Source organism: Caballeronia sp. TF1N1, from assembly GCF_022878925.1.
Lineage (GTDB): Bacteria > Pseudomonadota > Gammaproteobacteria > Burkholderiales > Burkholderiaceae > Caballeronia.
The window spans coordinates 89,443-110,903 of the sequence record NZ_CP084631.1; the positions used below are offsets into that span (position 1 = coordinate 89,443).

Below are 21,461 nucleotides of genomic sequence, written 5' to 3' on the forward strand. Positions count from 1 at the left end.
ATTCCGTTAGCCTCGACGGCAAACTCGATGCCACATCGCGCCATCCGTTGCCGAGAGATCGTCGATCAGCGACGCGCAGGTCGCTCGTTCGGGAAGATGGCCAGGCGTATGCCCGACAAAGCAACGGCAAGCGGGCCTGCGCGGCCCGCCGACCATGCCGATACATCGATGAGGACGTCGTCAAGTTCGTAGAGCAGCGCGCGAGGAGGAGCGGCGACTCTGCCCGGCGCCGCGTCGAACGCCGCTCCGATATGCGCAAGAAGTTTCTCCACCTTTTCCAACAGGGGCGGCGGCAACGCGCGAGAGAGCCGGCGGAGGTCCATGGCGTTGGCCCCGAGACGAAGTTCACGCAGCAATGCCTCGTCGAGCCGATGCGCCTCCGTATCCTCCATGCTCTTTAGCTTGATCGTGACCAGATAGAACCGGTCGAGCATGCGCCGAACGAACTCGATTCTCGCCGTCCTCGAATACGCGGACCGATGGCGGGCCTGAAGCGCCTGCCGCAGATCGAGGCGAGCAGCGTCGGCAATCCGCGCGGCGCTCCATTGCGCGCTCCTCGCCCGCATGACCGCGATAACCAGGGTGGTGAGAACGATGCCGACCATCAAGGCAAGCCCCGCGTTCAAGGACGCGGAGAAGTCGGAAACGTACCGGTTGTTCAGGCCGACGAGCGTCGACACGTTTGTCGAAATGACCATGCCCACGAAGTTCGTGCGCGGGTTCGCGATAAGAAGCCCGAGCACCAGGAAGGCCGGCGCCATGAACAGCGCAGCCAATTCGAAGGTGGTGGCTGCCGGAAGGATGACGGTCGAATAGACGAGACTGATGACGATGGCCACCAGCGCGAACGTACCAAACTTCTTCATCGACGGCAGCGGGCTATCCTGCGTTGCGAAGAACGAGCAAGCGACGGCCGCGATCATTGGCACGGACGCTCCGTCGGTCCAGCCGGTGAGAATCCAGACCGCACAGCCGGTCAGAATAGAAATGACCGCGGTGGCGCACGAAAGCAACGCAAGCCGCCTGTCCACGTGACGCCGGAAGCCGAAGCGCCGTTTCCTGGCCGGCAGCCGGACGCCGGGTGCCCGAAGCCGGGTCTCGTACCGCGCATAGTCACGCATCACATCAATCAGCTCGCGCAACCGCTCGAGCAAACCCAGATAAAGCAGATCGTTCGGGTCGTCGCCCTCGCTATGCTGCGTTCTTAGCTCGGCGGTTCTGCGGCCAAGCTCGTCAAGCGACGGCGCGCCCTGATCGTCGTCGAGATACGCATTCAGAAGCGCGATCAACTCGTGCATTCGAGGCGGGAGTGCAATCTTCTGCGACTGAAAGAATGCCATTCGCTCTTCTATCGAGGAGAGAATGGGCAGCAGCTTCTCGAGACTCCACTGGAGTGAATGAAGGGCTTGCTGCTCGCTTCGCAACTCGGGGCTGTCGAAGGGCACGTTCACGAGCAGCGCATCCAGATCGATCGGATGCCTCGACATTAGAGGCACGGAAGCGGCCGGTAGCGACGCATTGTCGATCAACGCGCCCAGCACGAGCGACGCCCATTGCCTGCTGTCGCGCATCCACAGGTCGATACGTGAACGAACCGCATCGGCCACGCTCTTCGGCGCGATGAGACCATGAATCAGCGCGCTGCACACCACCGCGAGCGAGATTTCCTCGACACGTGCAACAGCTGTGTTGAAGATGTCCTCGGGACGGTCTACTCCGGGAAAAGCGATGAACGCCACGCTATACCCCGCGAGCATAAAAATATAGCTCCGCGGTGAACGGTCCTGGAGCGAGATATAAAGGCAACCCGCTACCCAGAGCGCCAGTGCGAGACAGAGCAACTCGGGCGCCTGAACCAGCGCGGGAACCAGCAGCACGGAAGCCGCCGCCCCCAGAATCGTGCCGGCCACGCGATACAACGACTTCGATGCGGTCGCGGCCGCGAACGGCTGCGACACCACATACACGGTCGTGACCGCCCATCCCGGCCGGTCCAGCCCCGTTGCGAGCGCGATATAGAGGGCGAGCAAGGCAGCGCCATACGTTTTAACCGAGAAAAGCCACGCTTCCCGGTCACACAGGTTGTTCATCTGCCCCGCCGCTCTCTCTCATCCGTCAACGCTTCCGTCCATAGCCGTCAATGCGGCGTCAGCACGGCGCCACCGCACACTGAAATGACCTGACCGGTCACGTACCTTGACAGATCGGTCACGAGAAACTCCAGTACGTTCGTGCAGTCTTCGGCCACACCGAACCGGCGCAATGGAATGCCTGCCATCTCGTCTGCCGTTCCGACGCCCCGTTCCGCGGCCTTCGATGCGACCCGTCCCGTCATCATCACGCCGGGCGAGATGCAATTGGCCCGAATGCCGGACGGGCCGACTTCCGCCGCCAGATAGCGCGTGTAGGTCGTGATCGCGGCCTTGCTGGCTCCGTAGGCCGAGAGCTTCCCTCCTTTGTAGGTCGTAATGCCGCTCTGCGCGGACGTATTGACCACCACGCCGGATTGCTGTTGCTTCATCACCGGCGCGACTGCCTGACAGCAGAACACGGCGCTCATGTAATTCAGGTCCATCAGGAAGCGTGTGTCCTCTTCCGGCGACTCGCTGGCGGCGCTTCGCTCGGCAGGCGTCAACGCCCCGCCTGCGTTATTGACCAGGATGTCGATCCGGCCGAACTCGCCGAGCACGCGCTCGACCATTGCCTTGACCTGCTGACGCTCGGTCAGATCGGCCTGAATGCCGATGCTTCGCCGGCCGAGTGCCTGCACTTCGTCGCTTACGGTCGGGGCGCTCAACTTCTCGCCGAACTCGGCAGCTGCGGCGAGGTCGATATCGACCACCACGACATCGGCGCCGAGTTCCGCGAGCCGCAGCGCATACGAGCGCCCCAAACCTCTCGCACCGCCCGTGACGATCGCTACTTGTCCCTTCAACTTCATCGTTTTCTCCCTCGACGAAATTCTTGCGTTTGTGATGTCTTCGCCGGGTTATTTGATTTCGAAGACGCTGTACACGGGACCCGTGCTCAAGCGATGGCCCACGCCGACGGCGAGGATGTTGTTGAGCCACTGATACTTGCCCTGAGGCGCTTCGAAAGTCGGCGCAATGCGGAAGTAGTACGACGCCGGGTCGACTTCCTGACCTTTGTCCATGCGCTTCTTCACTTCGTCCGACATCTGCCGGATGCCGTAGTAGGTCATCGAGATATGGACGTCGTCGTCGGTCTTCAGAATCAGCCGTGCATCGAGCGTGGTACTGCCATCGCTGCGCACGGCCAGCAGGTCGCTCGATCCCTCCAGCACGCTGGCTGAAATCTTTTCTCCTTCGACGGACCCCGATACGACCACGCCGATACGCCGGTTGGCCGCGGGCGTTTCGCCGACGACGATGATCGGCTTGACCGACAGCCTGAGCACGAATATCGGTTCCGCTTCGAGTGTTTGCAGCGCAGCGGGAAGTTCCTTGAGCGAGGAATGACGGGTCATGGATAAACCTCGATACGATGTTGGCGATCAGGTGCGCAGCGCGCTTGACGAATCTGGCCTCGGGCGGCCGCGCACCTGGTGAAATGGACTTACGCTGCCGCGGTCTCGCTTCCGTCGGTCTCGTACTTGTACGGGCCGAGACACAGCACGAGCACGCCTGCGATCACCACCGAGATGGCGATTCCGATAATCGCAAGCTTGTAGGAGCCTGTCAGGGTGTAGGAAGAACTGAGCGCGAAGATCCCGAACGCACCGCCTTGCGCGAACAGGAACATCGCGACGCCGAGGACTCGCGCATACAGTTGCTTGGGGATATAACGGCTGATGATGTAGGCGACGATATCGCCCTCTGCGCCCAGTCCGAGCCCGATGCACACCGCGCCGACATAAAGCATGTCCAGCGAGTGCGTCGTGGAAAGAACGATGACGCCGGCCGTGCAGATGGCGAAGATGATCGCCGTCAAAAGCGGCGCGAACATGCGGTCGAGCAGTGCGCCGACCACGAAACGCGACGCAATCGAACTGAGGCTGACGGCCGACAGGACGGCCACCGCGGTGGCGGCGGGAAATCCCCGGTCGATCGTCATCGAGACCATCTGCGACATCATTCCGTAAGTCGACGCGGACACGAAGAACACAGCGAAGCAGATCAGCCAGAACACCCGGTGACGAATCACCTCGCTCATTGGCATCCCCGCCGAGCGGCCTTTGCGCTTGGCCGCAAGACGTTCCTGTTCCCATGCCTTAGGCATGCGCACCACGAAAATGTAGGCGAGCGCGTGCAGGACGCCGCCGATCGCGCCCATCGCGACGAATACCGAACGCCAGCCGTAGTCCTTGAGGATGAGGGAAACGATGAACGGCGTAACGGTTCCGCACAGTCCAAGGCCCACGTTCAGGACGCCCAACGCGAGTCCCCGGTTACGTTCGAACCAGGCCGTGACGACGATCGAATAGACCGTCGGGGTTACGGCGCCGGCGCCCAGACCGATGAACGCACAGATGACATAGAGCATGGTCAGGCTGGGCGGCAGAAGCGACAGCACCATGATGCCCACGCCGAATAGAATGGCCATCGGCGTAGCGATTCGAATGCCGTATCGATCCACCAGGAAGCCTAGCGCCAGCAGCCCGATGCCGTCGCATACCGTGAAGATGGACAGGCCCGACGAAATCTGCAGGCGATTCCATCTGAAGGTCGCGACCAGGGACGGCGAGAGCACGTTGAACAGAACGTTCATCATGTTGACGCCGAAAATGAGTGCGACGAATCCCGTCAGCACGTAGAGCCAGGGACGTAGCCTGCTTGTCTGCCCGACGGCGATGGCGCCGGTTGATGTCGTTTCCACTGACAGTCTCCTCAAAGTTCTAGTTCTTAGGGTTTCGTCTGGCAGAAGCCCCAACGGACACCGAGGGTCTTCGCTGCGTCGGTGAACAGGCCTTCCTTCGTTTCGATGAACGGCACGCTTTGAGCCTTCAGATGCTGCGCGGCTGCCGCAACGTCCTTCACCTCGAACGAGATGCCGACATAGCGATCGCCCATCGCTTTGTTTCCGTCGATGTCGAGGATCGACCCGCTACGCGGAGTCGTGAAACGCAGATTCGACTTCGCGTAGGCGATCGTCACGTAGTCGGCGTCGAGCGACTTGTCATAGCCTTCGGAAATCACCTTGCCGCCTAGTACATCGACATAGAGACGCTGAGCGCGTGCGCGGTCGTTCGTGTGAATGTCGTGATAGGCCGACCGGACGATGCCGAGCGGATCCTTCGAATCGACGCAGCCGTCCTCCCATTTGTCGCTGAGACGGGGATCGCCTTTTTCCGCGTAGTAATCCCAATGTCTGCGCCCCATTTCGAAGAACTCGTAGGTCAGGCCGGTATCTTCCGGAATCGACCAGATCATCGGGCAATCCGCCACCATGTTGGACGCCGGCACATCGCCATCCCTGATGACCTCGCCTTCCTGATTTCTCGTCCGGAAGCCGTGCTTCTCGAGGTGAATCGACACGGCCTTGATATCGTCCGTGTACCAGGCGATGTCGACGAGTTGTCGGACTTCCGGATAGACCGCCTTCTTGCCATCCGGCAATTTCAGCAGTGACGGGCAGAGCGCATCGAGGCAGACATCCGCGATGACGTAGAAGTACGAGTAGTTCAGCGGATAGCTCGGATTGAGCCACTCGATATGCCACTTTTCTTCCCAGCGCACGGCGGGCCGATTGAATACTCGCGCAAACCAGCTGGACGTTTCGTCAAGGTTTTCGACGAGAACAGTCGGGTGAAACATCATCGGCATCGGGTTAAACATTCGTCTCTTCCTTTCTTCGTGAGCGCAGGGAACGGCTCGTGGTCAATGCATTCAATTGGTGGTCCGCTGCCTGAGCACCGGATTCGTGATTCGCTGCATGGCTGTCAGTGCTTCGGCATCAGACTTTCCCGCGGCATGCATGGCCGCGCGATAGGCAAACGTCAGAGCCGGTCCGAGCGTCGTGCCTGGGCCCGGATAGGTTCCGAGCATCACGGAAGCCATGTCGTTGCCGCACGCGTACAGTCCTTTCAGGGCGTCGCCGTTTTCGTCGAGCACCTGGGCGTCTTCGTTGGTCCTGAGCCCGGCGCTCGTCGCGATATCGCCCGGCCACACGGCAAGCGCGACGAAGGGTCCGCTCTTGATTTCCGCGAGACAGGGATTGGGCTTCACGTCTGGGTCGCCATTGAAGCGATTGAGTTCGGTCTCACCCTTGCCGAAATCGACATCGTTGCCCTGTCGGGCGTAGGCGTTGAAGCGGTCGACCGTCTTCGAGAGTTCGCAGGGATCCACGCAAATCTTGGCGGCGAGTTCGGCAATCGTATTGGCAACCTGGACGTAGCCCGACCGTTCGAAGGGTTTAAGATTCTGCGTGCCCGGATAGATGATGCCGAGCCCGTAGCGCGTCACGAAGCTCGCCTCGCAAAGCAGATACGCGGGCGTGCCTCGCGCCAGCCCCGTGTCGGAGAGCATGGCGTCCACGAAGTCGTGATACGAGCATCCTTCGTTGACGAAGCGTTGCGCCCGGTCGTTCACCGCAATCAGGCCCGGCTTCGCACGGTCCAGCAAGAGATGGGGAAACAACCCGGAGCTTCCATCCGCGCGCTTGACCACCGACATTGGCGTCCAGAATCCGCCTCTGCCGTGCTCCTTCACGTCGACCGCAGCGCCGGTGCGTCGTGCGAGTTCGATGCCGTCGCCTGTGTTGCCGGGGCTTGCGAGCGAGAAATCCGCCGGGTTGGTTGGCATGAGTTCCGCCCGGAGCGCGGCGCTATGCCCGAAGCCGCCAGTGGCGATCACCACGCCTTTGCGTGCCCGGATTCGCTGGGTCGATTCCCCCGTCCGCACGACTGCGCCGAGCACCGTATTCCCTTCCCGGATGAGTTGCGACGCATGCGAGTTGAGAAGCAAGGGCACATTGCGCTTGCGCAGGCTGAAAAAAAGACGCGCCACCAGAGCATTGCCCATCACCAGACGCGTGCCGCGGCTGAATCTAAGGCGGTCCATGAAGTACCGCGAGACCAGCCGCCCGGCGTAGACGAAATTCTTGACCGAACGGAAGCGCCCGAGCAGCGGAGGCAGATCTGCCTTACCCACCATCATGCCGCCGAGAACGAGAAACTCCGGAATGGGCGGACGCACCTTTTCGAAATCTGTCCCGAGCAGGCGCCCGTCGAACATTTCCGGCACCAGCGCTCGACCGAAGACGGCCGCGCCCGGCAGGTCACGGTAATCCGGATGCTTGCCGCACGGTACGAAGCGAACGTCGGAGCGCTCCCTCAGATAGTCGACCATCTGCGGACCGGTCGCAAGATACGCATCGCGCACCGGGTTGCTGCCATCTTCCCCGGCGAGAAGCCGCATGTACTTCTCCGCGTCCCTCGGGTCGTCCTTATACCCTGCATCCCGACTCTGCTTGTTGCCAGGGATCCAGATGGAACCTGCGGAGGTCGATGCCGTACCGCCCACCCTGTCGGTCTTCTCCACAACCAGGGATTCGAGGCCCTCGATAGACGAGACCAGTGCGGCGGCAAGCCCACCGGCGCCGGCGCCCAGAACCAGAACGTCCACTTCCTTGTCCCACTGTTTCTCGACCGACACAGGGTTTCTCCAGTTTCAAACGAATGTGCCGCCTCGCGCGATGCGCAGACGGCGTCGAAGCCGCGCCTGAGGATCACCACGTCCTTCAGTCTCGCGTCGACACAAACAAAAACAACGTAGTTGTACTACGCGCCTCGTCCCCGCGCCGCGCCGCTTTTGCCGCGCCGGCTTCGAAGTCACGTCATGGCGTGCCGGACATCGCGCAGAAGGCGCGCTTAGCCCATGAATGCGCCGCCGTTCACGTCGATGGTCGCGCCCGTGATGTAGGCCGACCCGTCCGATGCGAGGAAACTCACCGTCGAGCCGATTTCGGCCGGCGTCCCGACGCGGCCGAGCGGAATGCCTTTCATGGACTTGGCGATGATGTCGGCAGACTGGCGCGAGGAGATATCCGACTCGATCCGGCCCGGAGCAATGCAGTTGGCCGTGATGCCGGACGCGCCGCATTCGCCCGCAAGCATCCGTGTCATTCCGATCAGGCCGGCTTTGGCGGCCGAGTAATGGACATTGCTGGCGGCGACGTACGTGCGACCCGCGCGCGACGTGACATTCACAATGCGCCCCCACTTCCGCTGCTTCATGGCCGGGACGAATCCACGGCAAAGCAGAAACGGCGCTCGCAAGTTCACGTTCATCATGAGTTCCCAGCCATCGTCGGTGACTTCTTCAACGAAGAATTTCGAACCATCCGGCTTGTCCAGATTGATGCCCGCGTTGTTGACCAGCACGTCGCATCCGCCGAAGGTGCCATGAACCTCGTCGACGAAGGCGTTGATCTCCTGCTTGTCCGACAGGTCGGCGACATAGCCCTTGACCTTCGCTCCGCCGCGCTCGAGTCGAGCGGCCGCATCGATGACGCTCGGGTCACGGTCAAGCATCAGCACCGTCAGTCCATCGTCGTGCAATAGGGCGGCGATCCCGTGGCCCAGGGATCGAGCAGAACCGGTAACAACGGCAATGCGGTCTTGAGGTCTCTTATCCACGCTGTAGCGCCTTCCAGAGTTGGTTTGCGGCGGCCGATCGACAGCCGGGGCCGACACTCGCCGCTTAAAACAAGTCAGATGACCAATATTAACAGGTCGTTTGACTTGTTATCAACGCCTGCCCTATAGGGGAAAACGCGACATATCCTGGGTATTCATCAAAACTATACTGTTTATAAACGACATTTTTCGCTCGACGGTGACCGAGTATAATTATGCAAATGACCGGTTAATGATAAATATCCGAACTTGATGACGACTCTTACTCCTTCCAATGGCAGTCAGGCACGAAGCCGCACACGAACCGAGGCAGTCAAGCGACGAGGCAATCGCACGACCCGCATTCCCGAGATATTGGATGTCGCCATTCGCGTGTTCGCGCGTCACGGCGACAATGGCTTCACGCAGCGGCGTATCGCTGCCGATGCGGGCATTCAGCTAGGCACGCTCCAGCACTATTTCGATAATCGCGACAACCTGCTCAAGGCGACGATCCAAGAGAGTTCGCGGCGCTATCTGGCCATTTCGCACGCGCTCGTCTCCGATTCGATCCTTACGCCGACCGAGCGACTGGAAGCGCTGGTCGATCACACCTTTGCCACCTTCACTGACCCCGAGACGCTGGTGAGTCCTTTCGCGCTCGAATGCTGGTCGCTCGCCGAACAGCACGAATGGATGCGTGAAATCATGGAGAAGGTCAGCGAGAGCTATCACGCGCTCTTCAGCGAACTGGTCGGACAGATCAACCCGAAGCTGACCGTGGAAGAGAGCTGGGTCCGCGCAGCGCTCATCTATTCTCACTGGCAGGGCCTGCTCGTCTTCCTGCGACGCTCGAAGTTCGGCCATACCCATCCCATGATTCTGAAAGGACCTGTCAAGGCACAGTGGGTCGAGCTTGCGCAGAACATGAAGTGACAGCATGACGCGACGTCATGCCGCCTCATGCGTTCGGCGGCTAGGACACCGTCCAGCCGCCGACTGTCGGTGTTGCCGATTCCCGCAAGCTCTCGATGGCCATTTGCACGGCCGGACGCGCGACGCCCGGCGCATGCCAGTACATCGAGACCGAGCCGTATCCTTCGAGGTCGATCGGCAGGATGCGAATGGCATTGAGTGCCTCGAAGCGCCTTGCGGCGCGATGGGAGGCGACGCCGACGAGATTCGAGTTGTTCAACAGGGCGAGATTCAGCAAGGACGAGTTCGACTCGACGCAATGGCTGGGCATCGACTTGCCTGCGGCGACCAGCGCGTCCTGCATCGCGTTTCGAACGGGCGTGCCTTGCGGCCAGACGATCCATGGAAAGCCGATCACGTCGTCCCACGTCAGCGACCCCCGAGCGACCAACGGATGCTGAGGTCGCGCCACCAGGTTGATGCGCTCGTCGTAGAGCTTTTCCACGAAGAGTTCGGCATCGTCGTGCGGATGGTCCGAACGGCCGACGACGATATCCAGTTCCCCGCTTGCGAGTTGCGGCATCAACTGGTTCATCGTGCTCTCGACGATTCTCACCTGCGCGCGCGGCATTTTTTCGATGAGCCGCGCGACGGCGAGCGGGACGGTATCAGCGGCGGACACGCCGGACGTGCCGATCGCGACCAGCCCGCTGCCGCCTTCCCTCATCGCGGACATATCGTCCCGCGTCATGTCCAGTTGCCCCTCAATACGGCGGGCATGTTCGATGAGTGCCTCGCCGTACCGCGTTGGACGCAACCCTCGCGCGTGCCGTTCGAAGAGCGGCAAGCCGACGTCTTCCTCCAGTTCCCGAAGCCATTTCGACAGCGAAGGCTGCGTCGTGTTGAGCGCGGCCGCCGACTGTGTCAGGTTCCCCGTTTTGGAAAGACTGAGCAGCACCTGCAGGTGCCGAAGCCTGAGCCGATAGGTCCAGTCCATGAGCAAGGTTGTCCGCGTTGGCATTTGGCGCGCCTTGAGCGAGGTATACCAAAAACCATATGGGTGAGAAGAAAATCCCATTTTACGAAGTATGGGTGCTGCGAATATAAAGCATCTTCATGGAATTGCGAAAGGTGCCTTGAGGCTGCCTTCGAGCCACTAACAACACGATGGAGACATCATGACGAAGACACCCAACCCGGCCCGCGCCGCTTACTACGACAAGATCGCCACCCGCGGCATGGCGCCGTTGTGGGAATCGCTGCACAACCTCGTTCCGAAGTCGCCGCAGCCGGCCGCGCAACCGGCGCACTGGAAATATGCCGACGTCCGCGATCTGGTGATGGAAGCCGGTTCGCTCATCAGCGCAGAAGAAGCCGTGCGCCGCGTGCTGGTGCTCGAGAATCCCGGCCTGCCCGGCAAGTCGAGCATTACGCCAAATCTGTATGCGGGTCTGCAACTCATTCTCCCGGGTGAAATCGCGCCGAGCCATCGCCATTCGCAGTCGGCGCTGCGCTTCATCGTCGAAGGCAAGGGCGCGTGGACGGCGGTCGATGGCGAACGCACGACGATGCATCCGGGTGACTTCATCATCACGCCGTCCTGGACCTTCCACGACCACGGCAACCCGTCCGTAGAAGACGGCGGAGAACCGGTCGTCTGGCTCGATGGTCTCGATATCCCGATCGTCGCGCACATGAATGCGGGCTTTGCGGAGAATCATCCGGAGAAGGTGCAGCCGGTCTCGCGCAAGGAAGGCGACAGCTTTGCTCGCTTCGGTCACAACATGGCGCCGGTGCGGCACAAGGTGAGCGACCCGACATCGCCCATCTTCAGTTATCCCTATGCGCGCAGCCGGGAGGCGCTCGACAGCCTGTATCGAAACGGCGAACTGGACGAATGGGACGGCTCGAAGCTGCGATATGTGAATCCGGCGACCGGGGGCTGGCCGATGCCGACCATCGCGAGTTTCATGCAATTCCTGCCGGCGGGTTTTTCCGGCCGCACGTACCGAACCACCGACGCCACCATCTTCTGCGTCGTCGAAGGCTCGGGTGTCGCGGCGATCGGCGACGCGGAGTTTTCATACGCGGCGCACGACGTTTTCGTGGCGCCTTCCTGGGCACCCGTGCAGTTGCGAGCATCGACCGATGCAGTCCTGTTCAGCTTCTCCGACAGGCCCGTTCTGAGCGCCCTCAATCTCCTGCGCGAAGAGCGCGTCTGAGCGAGCGGCACCACACGCATCGCACCATTACACCACTCCATAGCACTCAAAAGATCATGAACTTTGTTTTCTCCCCTGAAGCGCCCGTAGCCATTCCCGTTGTTGGCAGCGATGCAAGCTTTGCGGTACGCCGCGTTTACTGCGTCGGCCGCAATTACGCGGCGCACGCGCGCGAAATGGGCTTCGACCCGGACCGTGAACCGCCGTTCTTCTTCTGCAAGCCTGCCGACGCCATCGTTCCCGTGGGCTACGACGAAACGCTGGAGCTTCCGTATCCGGCGCAAACCACGAACTACCACTACGAAGCAGAACTGGTTGCCGTAATCGGCAAGGGCGGTGAAGACATCGCGCTCGCCGACGCGCTGAATCACGTCTACGGCTACGCGGTCGGCCTCGACATGACCCGCCGCGACCTGCAGATGAAAATGCGCGAGATGGGACGTCCCTGGGAAATCGGCAAAGCCTTCGACAAGTCCGCGCCGATGGGCCCGATCCATCCGGTCGACGCGTCGGGACACTTCGAGAAGGCCGGCATCTGGCTGACCGTCAATGAAGAAAGCAAACAAAAGAGCGACGTTTCGCATCTCATCTGGTCGGTCGCCGAGACCGTGGCCGATCTCTCGAAGTATTTCCGCCTCGAACCGGGCGACGTCATCTTCACCGGCACGCCTGAAGGCGTCGGCCCCGTCGTATCCGGCGACGTGATGAAGGTCGGCATCGACCGTCTCGGAGAATTGACTGTGCGGGTCGGTTAACGCGCTCGATCGACTCGGAGTTCCGCCCATGAAACTGCATAGCTTCTTTAATAGTTCGACATCCTATCGGGTTCGGATCGCCCTAAATCTCAAAGGCATTTCGTTCGAGACGTTGCCGGTCAATATCCGCACCGGCGAACATCGCGCCTCCGCATATGTCACCGATGTCAATCCGTCGGCGGCCGTACCCGCCCTGATCGACGACGACTTCGGGCTCGGGCAGTCGCTTGCCATCATCGACTACCTCGACCAGAAATTTCCCGAACCGCGTCTGATTCCGGAAGCAATCGAGAAGCGGGCTCGCGTTCTGGAATTCGCATCGCTCATTGCCTGCGACATTCATCCCGTCAACAACCTGCGCATCCTGAAGTATCTCGATCAGGTCCTCGAGGTTTCACCCGAGCAGAAAAGCGCCTGGTACAGGCACTGGGTCGCGGAAGGCATGGCGGGCGTCGAGCGGATGCTCGACCGAAACAACACGGGGCCGTGGTGTTTCGGGGAGCAGGTCACGCTTGCGGACGTTTGCCTGATTCCGCAGATCGCCAACGCGCTGCGCATGGATTGCGACCTGTCTGCCTACAAGCGTTCGATGCGCATTTTCGAGCATGCCGGCCGCCATCCTGCGTTCGCCGCGGCCGAGCCCGCGAAGCAACCCGACTACAGCAAATAAGCATCCGAAGGAGACAGAGATGGAAAAGCAAGCCGGTCAGTCGGTTTTGGTCATCGGTGGCGGTATCGGCGGTCTGGCGGCGGCACTTGCCCTCGCCAAGCAAGGCATCCAGGTACTCATTCTCGAACAGGCACCGGAGATTGGCGAAATCGGCGCAGGCATCCAGCTTGCCGCGAACGCCTTCAACGCGCTCGACGCGCTGGGCGTCGGCGAGGCCGCTCGCAGTCGGGCCGTATTCACAGACTATCTGAAGCTGATGGATGCCATTGACGCACGCGAGGTTGCATGTGTCGAGACGGGCGATGCCTATCGCAAACGATTCGGCAACCCATATGCGGTCATCCACCGTGCAGACATTCACCTCTCGATTCTGGAAGCGGTCAAAGTCAATCCGTCGATTCGCTTCAAGACGAGCACGCAGGTTGTCTCTTTCGATCAGAACGGTTCGGGCGTGGTCGTGATCGACCAGCACGGCGAGCGCTATCACGCCGATGCGGTGATCGGTTGCGACGGCGTCAAATCCGTCATCCGGCAGGCGCTCGTCGGCGACCAGCATCGCGTGACGGGACACGTCGTCTACCGCGCTGTGGTCGACGTGCAGAACATGCCCGACGATCTGCGGATTAACGCCCCGGTCGTGTGGTGCGGGCCGAACTGCCACCTGGTTCACTATCCGCTTCGCGGCGGCCAGCAGTACAACCTGGTCGTGACCTTCCATAGCCGCGAGCAGGAGGAATGGGGCGTTCGCGATGGCAGCAAGGAAGAAGTGCTCAGCTACTTCCAGGGTATCCATCCGCTGCCGCACCAGATGCTCGACCGGCCGACGTCGTGGCGACGCTGGGCAACGGCCGACCGCGACCCAGTTGACCACTGGAGCGCCGGACGTGCAACGGTGCTTGGCGATGCCGCCCACCCGATGACGCAATACATCGCTCAAGGTGCATGCCAGGCGCTCGAAGACGCCATCACGCTGGGCGAGGCGGTGAAAGTGACGCAGGGCAACTTCGAAGATGCCTTCAGGCTTTACGAAAAAGCGCGCATTGCGCGGACCGCCCGGGTGCTGTACTCGGCGCGGGAAATGGGCCGTGTCTACCACGCCAAAGGTGTCGAGCGTCTTGTGCGCAACGGCCTGTGGGCCAATCGTCCGCAAGAGCGGTTCTATGACTCGCTTGAATGGCTCCATGGCTGGCGCGCGGAGGACTGTCTGAAAGACGCGCTGTAATCGAAGTAGAAAGGTCGGGCGGGCCGTTCGATGCCAGACATCGTACGTCCTGCCCGGCGTCCATGCGGCGTAGCAACTCGAACATACCGACTGTTTTGGTGATGGATATGAATTTCCCCTGTTCGAAAAAGCGTCTCCAGACACGCTGAGCATGAAGAACAAATACGAACGGAACAGTCTCGAGCAGAATTTTTCGACGAGCGTAACGCCGTTGCAGCGGCTCTGGAGCGTTTCGGCCGACAAGGCCATCGCGCCGGGGAATGGTCTTTCACCTGCACTCTCTTGGCCTCTTGTCGTCATGACTTACCTCGACCAACCGCTGACACAAACCGAACTGGCTCTGCTTCTGGGTGTGGAGCGCTCTTCGTTCACCAGACTGCTGGACCGACTGTGCGAAAGCGATCTTGTCGAGCGGTATCGCATCGAAGAAGACCGTCGCGTCAATCTCCTTCGCCTCACACGTCAAGGTTCGGTCCACGGCGAAACGCTTAAATCGGCTGTGAGCGACTTCAGAAGCCAAGCGCTCGACGGTATTACGAACGAAGGTCTGACGACATGCCCGAGGGTCTTCGAGCGGATACAGACCAATCTTTCTGAGGCGAGCCCGCCAGCTGCGATTCTTCGCTTTAGCTTAAACGCAGTGCCTTCGCTCAGGTCGTACATGACTGTCGATCGAATCGGCCGATTCGCCTGTCGACGCAGTGGTCCGGACGCGTTCTGCCATCTTCGTAACATCGATTCACGCAGTAACCCAAATACATAAATACACTGGAGACAACCCTATGCGAACACCTAGCGCGATTACCGTCGATGAATTCGTCGATTCGAGACAGGTGTCCGATTTCAAAAGCGCGTGCTTTTTCTGTGCTTCATCATCGTGGCCATCGATGGCCTGGATACCGCCTGCGTAAGTTTTATCGGCCCGGCCATCCGCGCGCATTGGAACCTGACCGCGGCTGCGCTCGCGCCGCTCTTCGGCGCAGGACTTGCCGGACTCATGGTTGGTGCGCTGTGTTTCGGACCGATGGCCGACGAGATCGGCCGAAAGAATGTGCTCGTGATATCGGTGCTGGTCTTTGGCCTCGCGAGTCTTGCCTCGGCATTTTCGACCTCACTGCAGGCGCTTGTCTTGATGCGGTTTATCACCGGCCTCGGGTTGGGCGGCGCCATGCCGAACGCCATCACGCTCACTTCTGAGTATTGCCCCACGCCTCGCCGCTCAGGCCTCGTCACCTTGATGTTCTGCGGTTTTACAGTAGGGGCCGCGGGCGGCGCATTGATGAGCGCACAGCTCGTGAGTCTCATGGGATGGAAGGGTGTGTTGATTGTGGGTGGCGTATTGCCGCTTGCTGCCGTTCCATTCATGGTCCTGTGGCTGCCCGAGTCGATTCGATTCCTCCTGCTTTCGCGTTCTGACAAGAACCTTCGGCAGGTGAATGCCATTGCCTCGAAAATAGCGGGAGCCAATGAGCCCGTTCCAGCTTTGTACGCAGGAGAGGCTGTCGCTCGCTCGTCGGTGGGAGCGCTCTTCGCGCCGGGTGTCTTTTTCGGCACCATGTTGCTCTGGTCGACTTTCTTTATGAGCCTGCTCGTTGTCTATTCCCTGACGAACTGGCTGCCGGTCTTGCTCACCACGTCCGGAATGTCGCTCAAGCAAACGTCGCTCATCATTATGCTGTTTCAGGTCGGCGCCACGGCAGGCGGCATCTGGCTAGGCCGCCTGATGGATCGGCACGATCCACAGGTCGTCTTAGGATGGTCCTATACTGCATCGGCCGGACTGATCCTGATCTGTGCATTCGCGGCGCAGTCCGCGATCATCGTGTCGCTGTGCGTGTTCGGCATCGGCTTATTTGCGAGCGGCGGACAGATGGGAGGCTACGCACTGGCGGCCGGCTACTATGCAACCAGCAGCCGGGCGACGGGCGTGGCATGGTCGAACGCCGCCGGACGCACAGGCTCGGTACTGGGTTCTGTCGCGGGCGGCGCGCTTCTCGGGATGGGACTCGAACAACGCGACATCATCCTAAGCCTGGCGGTTCCTGCTTTGATTGCAGCGATCTCATTGTTCGCCTTCAGCCGGGTTCGTAACGGCCAAGCCGCCCGCGCTGCCGACAATCTCGTTGGTTCAGCCACCGAATAACGAGGCGCCCGGCGGCGAAAGCGATCAGGCCGGCGGCAGGTTCACTTCTGGACCACACGATCAGGCGCGAGTGCGCCGGCTGGAACTGACGAATCTTCACCCGTCGATGTGCCGCGTACTGCCTTGCGCAATCCGTCGAGCGCGATTCGCACGGTGTTGCGGGTCCGCGAATTTTCCCGCCAATAGACGGTTACGGCACCGCTCACCGAAAGCGGATAGTCCAGGATGGCGAGGATGTTCATCTTCTCGAGCCGGAGCGCTGGCCGGCGGGCTGCAATACCGAGCAAGTCACTGCCGGTAAGGATAGAGGCATTCAGAGAGGCCGAATTCGACTCGATAAAATGACTGGGCAGCCGTTTCCCCGACTCCATGAGCGAAAGGTCGAAGGCTGTTCGGACCGGCGTGCCCTTGGCCCACAACGCCCACCCGTAGCAGCAAAGCTGCTCCCAGCTCGGCTGCCGCTCGGAGGCAAGAGGATGGCCGCGTCTCGCCACGACGTGAACACGTTCCACATACAGCGACTCGGCGTGAATTTCAGGATTCTGGAACACTATGTCGCTTCGGGCCACGACGATATCGAGTTCTCCGGCGCTCAGCTTGGCCTGCAATGTTGCTAGTTCGTTCTCTTCGATTCGAACGTGGGCAGCCGGAATCGCCCGCTTCAGATTCAGAATCGCAAGGGAAATGACCGTATCAACGGAAGACGCTCCGGCTACGCCCATCGCGACGAGTCCCGCGCCGTTCTTCCGCATCGCCGCGAGATCGTCGCGAGCCTTTTCGAAGTGGGCGACGAGTCCGCGCGCGTGTTCGATGAGCGCTTCGCCATAAGGATGTCGGCCGAATGCCGCGTGCGCGTCGCTCGAATAACGGCAAGCCGACGTCTTCCTCCAGTTCCTTGAGCCATTTGGATAGATTGGGCTGGGTCGTATGAAGCTCTTCAGCCGAATGGCTCATGTTGCTGCTTCGCGCGAGGCTCAGCAGCATCTGCAGGTTTCTCAGGCGAAGACGGTCGGTCCAATCCACGGTGTAAGACGTCTGATGAACGTCAGCGTGACATTGCGGTGCTCGGCGACGAGACGCGGCCCGGAGTGCGGCAAAGTCGCCCGCGCGGCGTCCTGACACCATGGCCCAGCCGATGTGGTGACCGTGTCCCGCGAGGATGACGCCGCCCTGTTGATGCGCGCGCAAAACTGACCCCCAGTGGGTCAGTTTCCGGTGCAAATCAACAGCCGCCCTGCCCCGCCGACCCGGCGGCATAGAGTCCAGGCACAGGGACATTCTCTCCGTTCACGACCTGATGCTCCCGCGAGACCGCCAGGCCGCCCTCGGTGAAGACGATCCAGCTTTGAACCGGTCCGAGCGCATAGAACGGCCCCTTTCGAATCGGCTGCCTTGCATCGTTTGCGGAGCCTGCCAACGCGAGGCCAGCGTTGAACTCATCGGCGGCTGCGTTCAGTCCGGCCTTCGGCACCCCGATCTTCGCCGCAAGCCCGTCCAGGGATGAAGCTTCGTGATACAGGTCCTGCCGGGTGCGCTCGTAATCCTCAAGGTACGCGTAAGCGATGCCGGGCGCAGTCGAAACGAAGTTCGGCCAGCGCGAGAACAGTGCTGCCACGCGCTCGTCGAAGACGATGAATGCTTCCTTGTCCGGCTGACTAAGGACCTTCAGCTCCGGCTTGTCGAGCTCGTCGCCGAAGCGCGCGCCGTTGCGGTTGACCAGCATCGCGCCCGCCCTGAACAAAGCCGGCTCCGGCGCCAGCGACGAGGTCATGAACCGGGTAATGAACGGTCTGAACATCGCTAGCGGCAAATAGGCCAGCGCGAAGGCCATCGGCACGGTCAGGGGCGCGGTGTGGCGGCAGCCTCTTAAGCAGCGTCTCCTGCGCCGGGGCCTTGAACCGCATGCTGGGTCCCCACATCACATCGGGATTGCGAATCCACGCGCCGACGCTCGCGGCAATCGCATGTCCGTCGCCCGTGCTCGCCGGATTGACGGCGTCCACGTGCGCCACGTGCGGCAGGTTCTGCGCCTTGAGCGCGAAGCTTGCGCTGAAGTCGCCGCTCGCCAGGACGACGCCGCTCCGCGCGAAGTATTCCACGGGTCCGGAGGCATTGGATGCAACCAGGCCGACCACTTCGCCGTTATCGACGATCAGCGACTGAGCGCGCACGCCCGCTTGAATGTCGACGCCGAGGCGCCGGCACTCGCGCGACAAATAGTACGGATACGCCCGCGAGTTCGGCAGCACGTTATGCATACGAGGCTTTTGATGCGGAGGCTCGGGCATCGGGCCGTAGAAACTCAGACCGATGCCGATGAGCCACTCCGGCGTCTCTGGAATATGGTCGACGAGCACGCGGCGCAGTTCCAGGTTTTCCTTTACTGCAAGCTCGGGAGTCAGGAACAGCGACATGTCGCTGAAATGCTCGTCCGGCGTGTCGTGAATGCCTTTGCTTTTCTGGAAGCGGGTCCCCGAAGCGGTGATCGACCCGACGGACAAGCGCGTCGTGCCGCCGAGATGGGTGTTCTTCTCCAAAACGATGGTCTTCGCCCCCGCGCTGGCTGCCGCAGATGCCGCCGCAAGTCCGGACCCGCCTCCGCCCACGACAATCACGTCGGCGACGTGGCGGCGCAGGCCGCGAACACCAGATTCCGAGTGCATCAAAGCGTTTCCTCTTCGTTGATGGAGTTGAGGCTATCTAAAGGTTGAACCGGCTTACGGACAATTTCGCCCAGTAGGGCCATGTCCGACTCGAATGCAAAAAGCGTCGCGCGAGACCGTAGTCGCTTCGTTCAATCGATCTTGGAAAACCGAGGTCGCGCCTCGACTGACTCTGACGAAGACCTGAGAATCGACTCGCCGGCGAGCATGCCGAACACGCTCGATTTGGAGAGGCCGCCGGAATAGCCCGCCGCGCCGCCTTGTCCTTCGAGTCCCCCGGTGCAGGCACCGGCAGCGTAGAGCCCTGGTATCGGGTGATACGACCTGTCCAGAACGCGGGCTTGCGCGTCGGTCGCGATGCCGCCCACAGTGTAGGTGATGCCCGCACACAACTCGATCGCGTGAAACGGCGGGACGCGCAATGGCCAGGGCTTGTACACCGCAGTCGTGCGCGGCGGTTGGTCGCCAGGATTCCCCGTATTGCACATTGTGTTGAATGCCTCCACCGATTGAACGAGATGTCGAGGCTCAATACTCAGCGCACGCGCAAGCGCCTCGATCGAATCCGCGGAGATCAGATTCCCGCCCGCAGTCAAAAGATTGGGATTCGCCGGCAAAATCCAGTCGCGGCCGGGACCGTTCCAAGCGGCATCGTCGAATACGACGACGGAACTCAGCGGGTCATCCAGTCCTGCGATTGCGTTCGCGATAAAAACACCTCCAAGACCTTCGTCGCAGAATCGACGTCCGCGCTTGTCGACTACCATTCCCGCCGTCGCCAGGGCATCAACGACTGGATAGGGCCACAGCCCCGGGTTCGTCATCGCCTGACGGTCGTGGACGTGCCCGTAAAAGCGATCGGTCCCGACCAGCTTCGCGCCAACTGCTTCTGCCATGAGAAGTCCAGCACCCGCCCCGGAGAGAGCATTGCGTTGCAGAAGGCGCTCCGGGGCCGCCGAGACGAATCGCCGAAGCAGATCGAGATTGGCCTGGAATCCGCCGTCGGCAATCACGACATACTTGGCGCGGACGACACTTCGCTCGAACGCAGTGTTCGACCATTCGGCGCCTACGCATCGCCCCGCTTCCATGTGGAGACATTCAGCCTGTGCTCCCCGGATGAGTTGCCCGCCCTTCTCGAGCAGCCGTTGGCCGAGTGTGCGAAGCAGTACGTCGCCGGAACGTCCTCGCCAGTTAAGGCCTGTGCGGCGCATGCCCGGCGGCGCGAGCGAGTTGCGTCGCAGACCGTCAGGACCCGCCTTGATTAGGCGAACCCCTTGGGCCGACAACCACGCCAGAGTTCGGCGGGCATTCTGCGTGAGCGCATTCGCGAGGGCGGAGTCCGCCGTGTTGCGGGTCACTCGCATCAGGTTGGAGCGCGTCCAGGCGGGGTCACCCGTCATGTCGTCCATCGCGATGTGGAAAAGACCACCGGTGTATCGGCTGTTGCACAGATAGGCCGCGTCCGTGCTCTTTTCCAGTACCGTGACCGTGAGACCGCCCTCAGCAACCTTGTTGGCCGCAACGAGCCCTGCGATCCCCGCTCCCACGACAAGCACGTCGCAAGTCGACTCCTGTGTCATGACATCCTCTGGAGGCCGCATCCGAGCCTAGTATTTAGGCAACAACGTATCGGCGATAATTTTCAAAACCTCGACGTAGCTCATCAAAATGATGAAAACCCCTGCCGCGCCGACGATCGACGCGGGGTAAAGCCAAAGCGTCGTGGTTGCGTAACCTGCGTACGCCATGAGCAAGAACGTGCACAGTGCGACGATTACCGCAAGCGCAGTTCCCTTACCCACGAGGAACTGAACGACTGGATACGAAGGCGGCCTGTAATCGGGTTGGTTCACTTGAGCTCCGAAGCAAAAGAGGCCCCCGTTGGGCGTTTCAAAAGCTCGGATGGCTGCTATAAGATGCATGATCACGCATCCGCTCGCAGCCTTTGCGATGAGCAGCGGCTTTCGCCTCAAGCCTTTACTTCCTGGCCTTAACGCATGTCTCCGATCTTTCTCGACGGCTTGGGACCGTGTGTATGATTGAGTATGCGGCAAGCGCTATGCCCATACCAATGAATAATCTTTCTGCGCTATATGGTTTTCTTCATGGCTCGGCGACACACGCGAGATTTGGGCGCCTTGCCTGCGCAAACGTCAGGCGTTGCGACGTCGTGAATTTGTCTACAACTGAAAGTATCTGCATTTGCCGTCAAAGCCGGAGTTAGAGTCCAAGTCGGTGAGTGCAAGCCACCGATAACTCATGCGCAGCAGGATGACGTGCATCGAAAGTGAGG

At 61.0% G+C, this 21,461-nt stretch carries 21 protein-coding genes; 7 read left to right on the top strand and 14 right to left on the bottom strand.

Translation table 11 applies throughout. The features are described from left to right. Positions 1-65: 65 nt before the first annotated feature. The 7 genes from LDZ28_RS31425 to LDZ28_RS31455 form a co-directional block, all read right to left on the bottom strand. Positions 66-2,090, bottom strand: a complete 2,025-nt coding sequence (locus LDZ28_RS31425) for an FUSC family protein (protein WP_244832127.1) — start codon at positions 2,088-2,090, stop codon at positions 66-68. Between the two features lie 47 nt (positions 2,091-2,137). Continuing rightward, the gene (locus LDZ28_RS31430; RefSeq protein ID WP_244832129.1) at positions 2,138-2,941 is read right to left on the bottom strand and encodes an SDR family NAD(P)-dependent oxidoreductase; all 804 of its coding nucleotides are present in this window, start codon (positions 2,939-2,941) and stop codon (positions 2,138-2,140) included. Between the two features lie 48 nt (positions 2,942-2,989). Beyond that, entirely contained in the window at positions 2,990-3,487 is a 498-nt protein-coding gene (locus LDZ28_RS31435) for a DUF3237 domain-containing protein (protein WP_244832130.1), read from the bottom strand. Between the two features lie 89 nt (positions 3,488-3,576). After that, a complete protein-coding gene (locus LDZ28_RS31440; protein WP_244832132.1) occupies positions 3,577-4,836 on the bottom strand; it encodes an MFS transporter in 1,260 nt (419 codons plus the stop codon). Positions 4,837-4,862: 26 nt separating this feature from the next. Then, positions 4,863-5,795: a VOC family protein gene (locus LDZ28_RS31445; RefSeq protein ID WP_244832133.1), complete on the bottom strand. Its 933-nt coding sequence runs from the start codon at positions 5,793-5,795 to the stop codon at positions 4,863-4,865. Positions 5,796-5,846: 51 nt separating this feature from the next. Then, complete coding sequence (locus LDZ28_RS31450; RefSeq protein ID WP_244832135.1) at positions 5,847-7,613, bottom strand: FAD-binding protein; 1,767 nt, start codon at positions 7,611-7,613, stop codon at positions 5,847-5,849. Between the two features lie 215 nt (positions 7,614-7,828). Further along, entirely contained in the window at positions 7,829-8,653 is an 825-nt protein-coding gene (locus LDZ28_RS31455; protein ID WP_244832136.1) for an SDR family NAD(P)-dependent oxidoreductase, read from the bottom strand. Between the two features lie 195 nt (positions 8,654-8,848). On the opposite strand from LDZ28_RS31455, the gene LDZ28_RS31460 reads away from it, so the two are divergent. Then, on the top strand, positions 8,849-9,511 hold the full coding sequence (locus tag LDZ28_RS31460; RefSeq protein ID WP_244832138.1) for a TetR/AcrR family transcriptional regulator: 663 nt from the start codon (positions 8,849-8,851) through the stop codon (positions 9,509-9,511). Between the two features lie 40 nt (positions 9,512-9,551). Here LDZ28_RS31460 and LDZ28_RS31465 read toward each other — a convergent pair whose 3' ends face one another. Continuing rightward, entirely contained in the window at positions 9,552-10,487 is a 936-nt protein-coding gene (locus tag LDZ28_RS31465) for a LysR family transcriptional regulator (RefSeq protein ID WP_244832319.1), read from the bottom strand. A 181-nt stretch (positions 10,488-10,668) separates the two neighbouring features. Here LDZ28_RS31465 and gtdA point away from each other — a divergent pair, with 181 nt between their 5' ends. From gtdA to LDZ28_RS31495, 6 genes are all read left to right on the top strand, one after another. Further along, the gene (gene gtdA / locus LDZ28_RS31470; protein ID WP_244832139.1) at positions 10,669-11,712 is read left to right on the top strand and encodes a gentisate 1,2-dioxygenase; all 1,044 of its coding nucleotides are present in this window, start codon (positions 10,669-10,671) and stop codon (positions 11,710-11,712) included. 56 nt (positions 11,713-11,768) lie between these two features. Continuing rightward, positions 11,769-12,467: a fumarylacetoacetate hydrolase family protein gene (locus LDZ28_RS31475; RefSeq protein ID WP_244832141.1), complete on the top strand. Its 699-nt coding sequence runs from the start codon at positions 11,769-11,771 to the stop codon at positions 12,465-12,467. Between the two features lie 28 nt (positions 12,468-12,495). After that, entirely contained in the window at positions 12,496-13,137 is a 642-nt protein-coding gene (maiA, locus tag LDZ28_RS31480; protein ID WP_244832142.1) for a maleylacetoacetate isomerase, read from the top strand. Between the two features lie 19 nt (positions 13,138-13,156). After that, positions 13,157-14,359, top strand: a complete 1,203-nt coding sequence (locus LDZ28_RS31485) for a 3-hydroxybenzoate 6-monooxygenase (protein ID WP_244832320.1) — start codon at positions 13,157-13,159, stop codon at positions 14,357-14,359. 151 nt (positions 14,360-14,510) lie between these two features. After that, complete coding sequence (locus tag LDZ28_RS31490; protein WP_244832144.1) at positions 14,511-15,122, top strand: MarR family winged helix-turn-helix transcriptional regulator; 612 nt, start codon at positions 14,511-14,513, stop codon at positions 15,120-15,122. 90 nt (positions 15,123-15,212) lie between these two features. Further along, positions 15,213-16,502 carry an MFS transporter gene (locus LDZ28_RS31495; RefSeq protein ID WP_370652306.1) on the top strand — a complete coding sequence of 430 codons (1,290 nt, stop codon included), beginning with the start codon at positions 15,213-15,215 and terminating at the stop codon, positions 16,500-16,502. A gap of 41 nt (positions 16,503-16,543) precedes the next feature. Here LDZ28_RS31495 and LDZ28_RS31500 read toward each other — a convergent pair whose 3' ends face one another. The 6 genes from LDZ28_RS31500 to LDZ28_RS31520 all read right to left on the bottom strand — a co-directional run bounded on the left by LDZ28_RS31500 (position 16,544) and on the right by LDZ28_RS31520 (position 21,021). Beyond that, on the bottom strand, positions 16,544-17,254 hold the full coding sequence (locus tag LDZ28_RS31500) for a LysR substrate-binding domain-containing protein (protein ID WP_370652307.1): 711 nt from the start codon (positions 17,252-17,254) through the stop codon (positions 16,544-16,546). After that, complete coding sequence (locus LDZ28_RS32965) at positions 17,196-17,780, bottom strand: LysR family transcriptional regulator (RefSeq protein WP_370652308.1); 585 nt, start codon at positions 17,778-17,780, stop codon at positions 17,196-17,198. Before LDZ28_RS32965 ends, LDZ28_RS31500 begins: the two co-directional genes overlap by 59 nt. Then, entirely contained in the window at positions 17,725-18,225 is a 501-nt protein-coding gene (locus LDZ28_RS31505) for an FAD-binding protein (RefSeq protein WP_244832145.1), read from the bottom strand. The genes LDZ28_RS32965 and LDZ28_RS31505 overlap by 56 nt, the downstream gene beginning before the upstream one ends. Continuing rightward, the gene (locus tag LDZ28_RS31510) at positions 18,158-19,165 is read right to left on the bottom strand and encodes an FAD-dependent oxidoreductase (protein ID WP_244832147.1); all 1,008 of its coding nucleotides are present in this window, start codon (positions 19,163-19,165) and stop codon (positions 18,158-18,160) included. Before LDZ28_RS31510 ends, LDZ28_RS31505 begins: the two co-directional genes overlap by 68 nt. Before the next feature lie 131 nt (positions 19,166-19,296). Continuing rightward, positions 19,297-20,748 (bottom strand): FAD-dependent oxidoreductase, encoded by a 1,452-nt coding sequence (locus tag LDZ28_RS31515; protein WP_244832149.1) that lies wholly within the window; start codon positions 20,746-20,748, stop codon positions 19,297-19,299. A 27-nt stretch (positions 20,749-20,775) separates the two neighbouring features. Beyond that, complete coding sequence (locus LDZ28_RS31520; RefSeq protein ID WP_244832151.1) at positions 20,776-21,021, bottom strand: hypothetical protein; 246 nt, start codon at positions 21,019-21,021, stop codon at positions 20,776-20,778. Positions 21,022-21,461: the final 440 nt, after the last annotated feature.

Coding starts and splice junctions, on each gene's coding strand:
- LDZ28_RS31485 (WP_244832320.1), top strand. CDS start 13,157: ATGGAAAAGCAAGCCGGTCAGTCGGTTTTGGTCATCGGTGGCGGTATC.
- LDZ28_RS31515 (WP_244832149.1), bottom strand. CDS start 20,748: ATGACACAGGAGTCGACTTGCGACGTGCTTGTCGTGGGAGCGGGGATC.
- LDZ28_RS32965 (WP_370652308.1), bottom strand. CDS start 17,780: ATGTCCCTGTGCCTGGACTCTATGCCGCCGGGTCGGCGGGGCAGGGCG.
- maiA (WP_244832142.1), top strand. CDS start 12,496: ATGAAACTGCATAGCTTCTTTAATAGTTCGACATCCTATCGGGTTCGG.
- LDZ28_RS31510 (WP_244832147.1), bottom strand. CDS start 19,165: ATGCACTCGGAATCTGGTGTTCGCGGCCTGCGCCGCCACGTCGCCGAC.
- LDZ28_RS31505 (WP_244832145.1), bottom strand. CDS start 18,225: ATGCTGGTCAACCGCAACGGCGCGCGCTTCGGCGACGAGCTCGACAAG.
- LDZ28_RS31465 (WP_244832319.1), bottom strand. CDS start 10,487: ATGGACTGGACCTATCGGCTCAGGCTTCGGCACCTGCAGGTGCTGCTC.
- LDZ28_RS31500 (WP_370652307.1), bottom strand. CDS start 17,254: ATGCGGAAGAACGGCGCGGGACTCGTCGCGATGGGCGTAGCCGGAGCG.
- LDZ28_RS31490 (WP_244832144.1), top strand. CDS start 14,511: ATGAAGAACAAATACGAACGGAACAGTCTCGAGCAGAATTTTTCGACG.
- LDZ28_RS31430 (WP_244832129.1), bottom strand. CDS start 2,941: ATGAAGTTGAAGGGACAAGTAGCGATCGTCACGGGCGGTGCGAGAGGT.
- LDZ28_RS31475 (WP_244832141.1), top strand. CDS start 11,769: ATGAACTTTGTTTTCTCCCCTGAAGCGCCCGTAGCCATTCCCGTTGTT.
- LDZ28_RS31425 (WP_244832127.1), bottom strand. CDS start 2,090: ATGAACAACCTGTGTGACCGGGAAGCGTGGCTTTTCTCGGTTAAAACG.
- LDZ28_RS31435 (WP_244832130.1), bottom strand. CDS start 3,487: ATGACCCGTCATTCCTCGCTCAAGGAACTTCCCGCTGCGCTGCAAACA.
- gtdA (WP_244832139.1), top strand. CDS start 10,669: ATGACGAAGACACCCAACCCGGCCCGCGCCGCTTACTACGACAAGATC.
- LDZ28_RS31445 (WP_244832133.1), bottom strand. CDS start 5,795: ATGTTTAACCCGATGCCGATGATGTTTCACCCGACTGTTCTCGTCGAA.
- LDZ28_RS31460 (WP_244832138.1), top strand. CDS start 8,849: ATGACGACTCTTACTCCTTCCAATGGCAGTCAGGCACGAAGCCGCACA.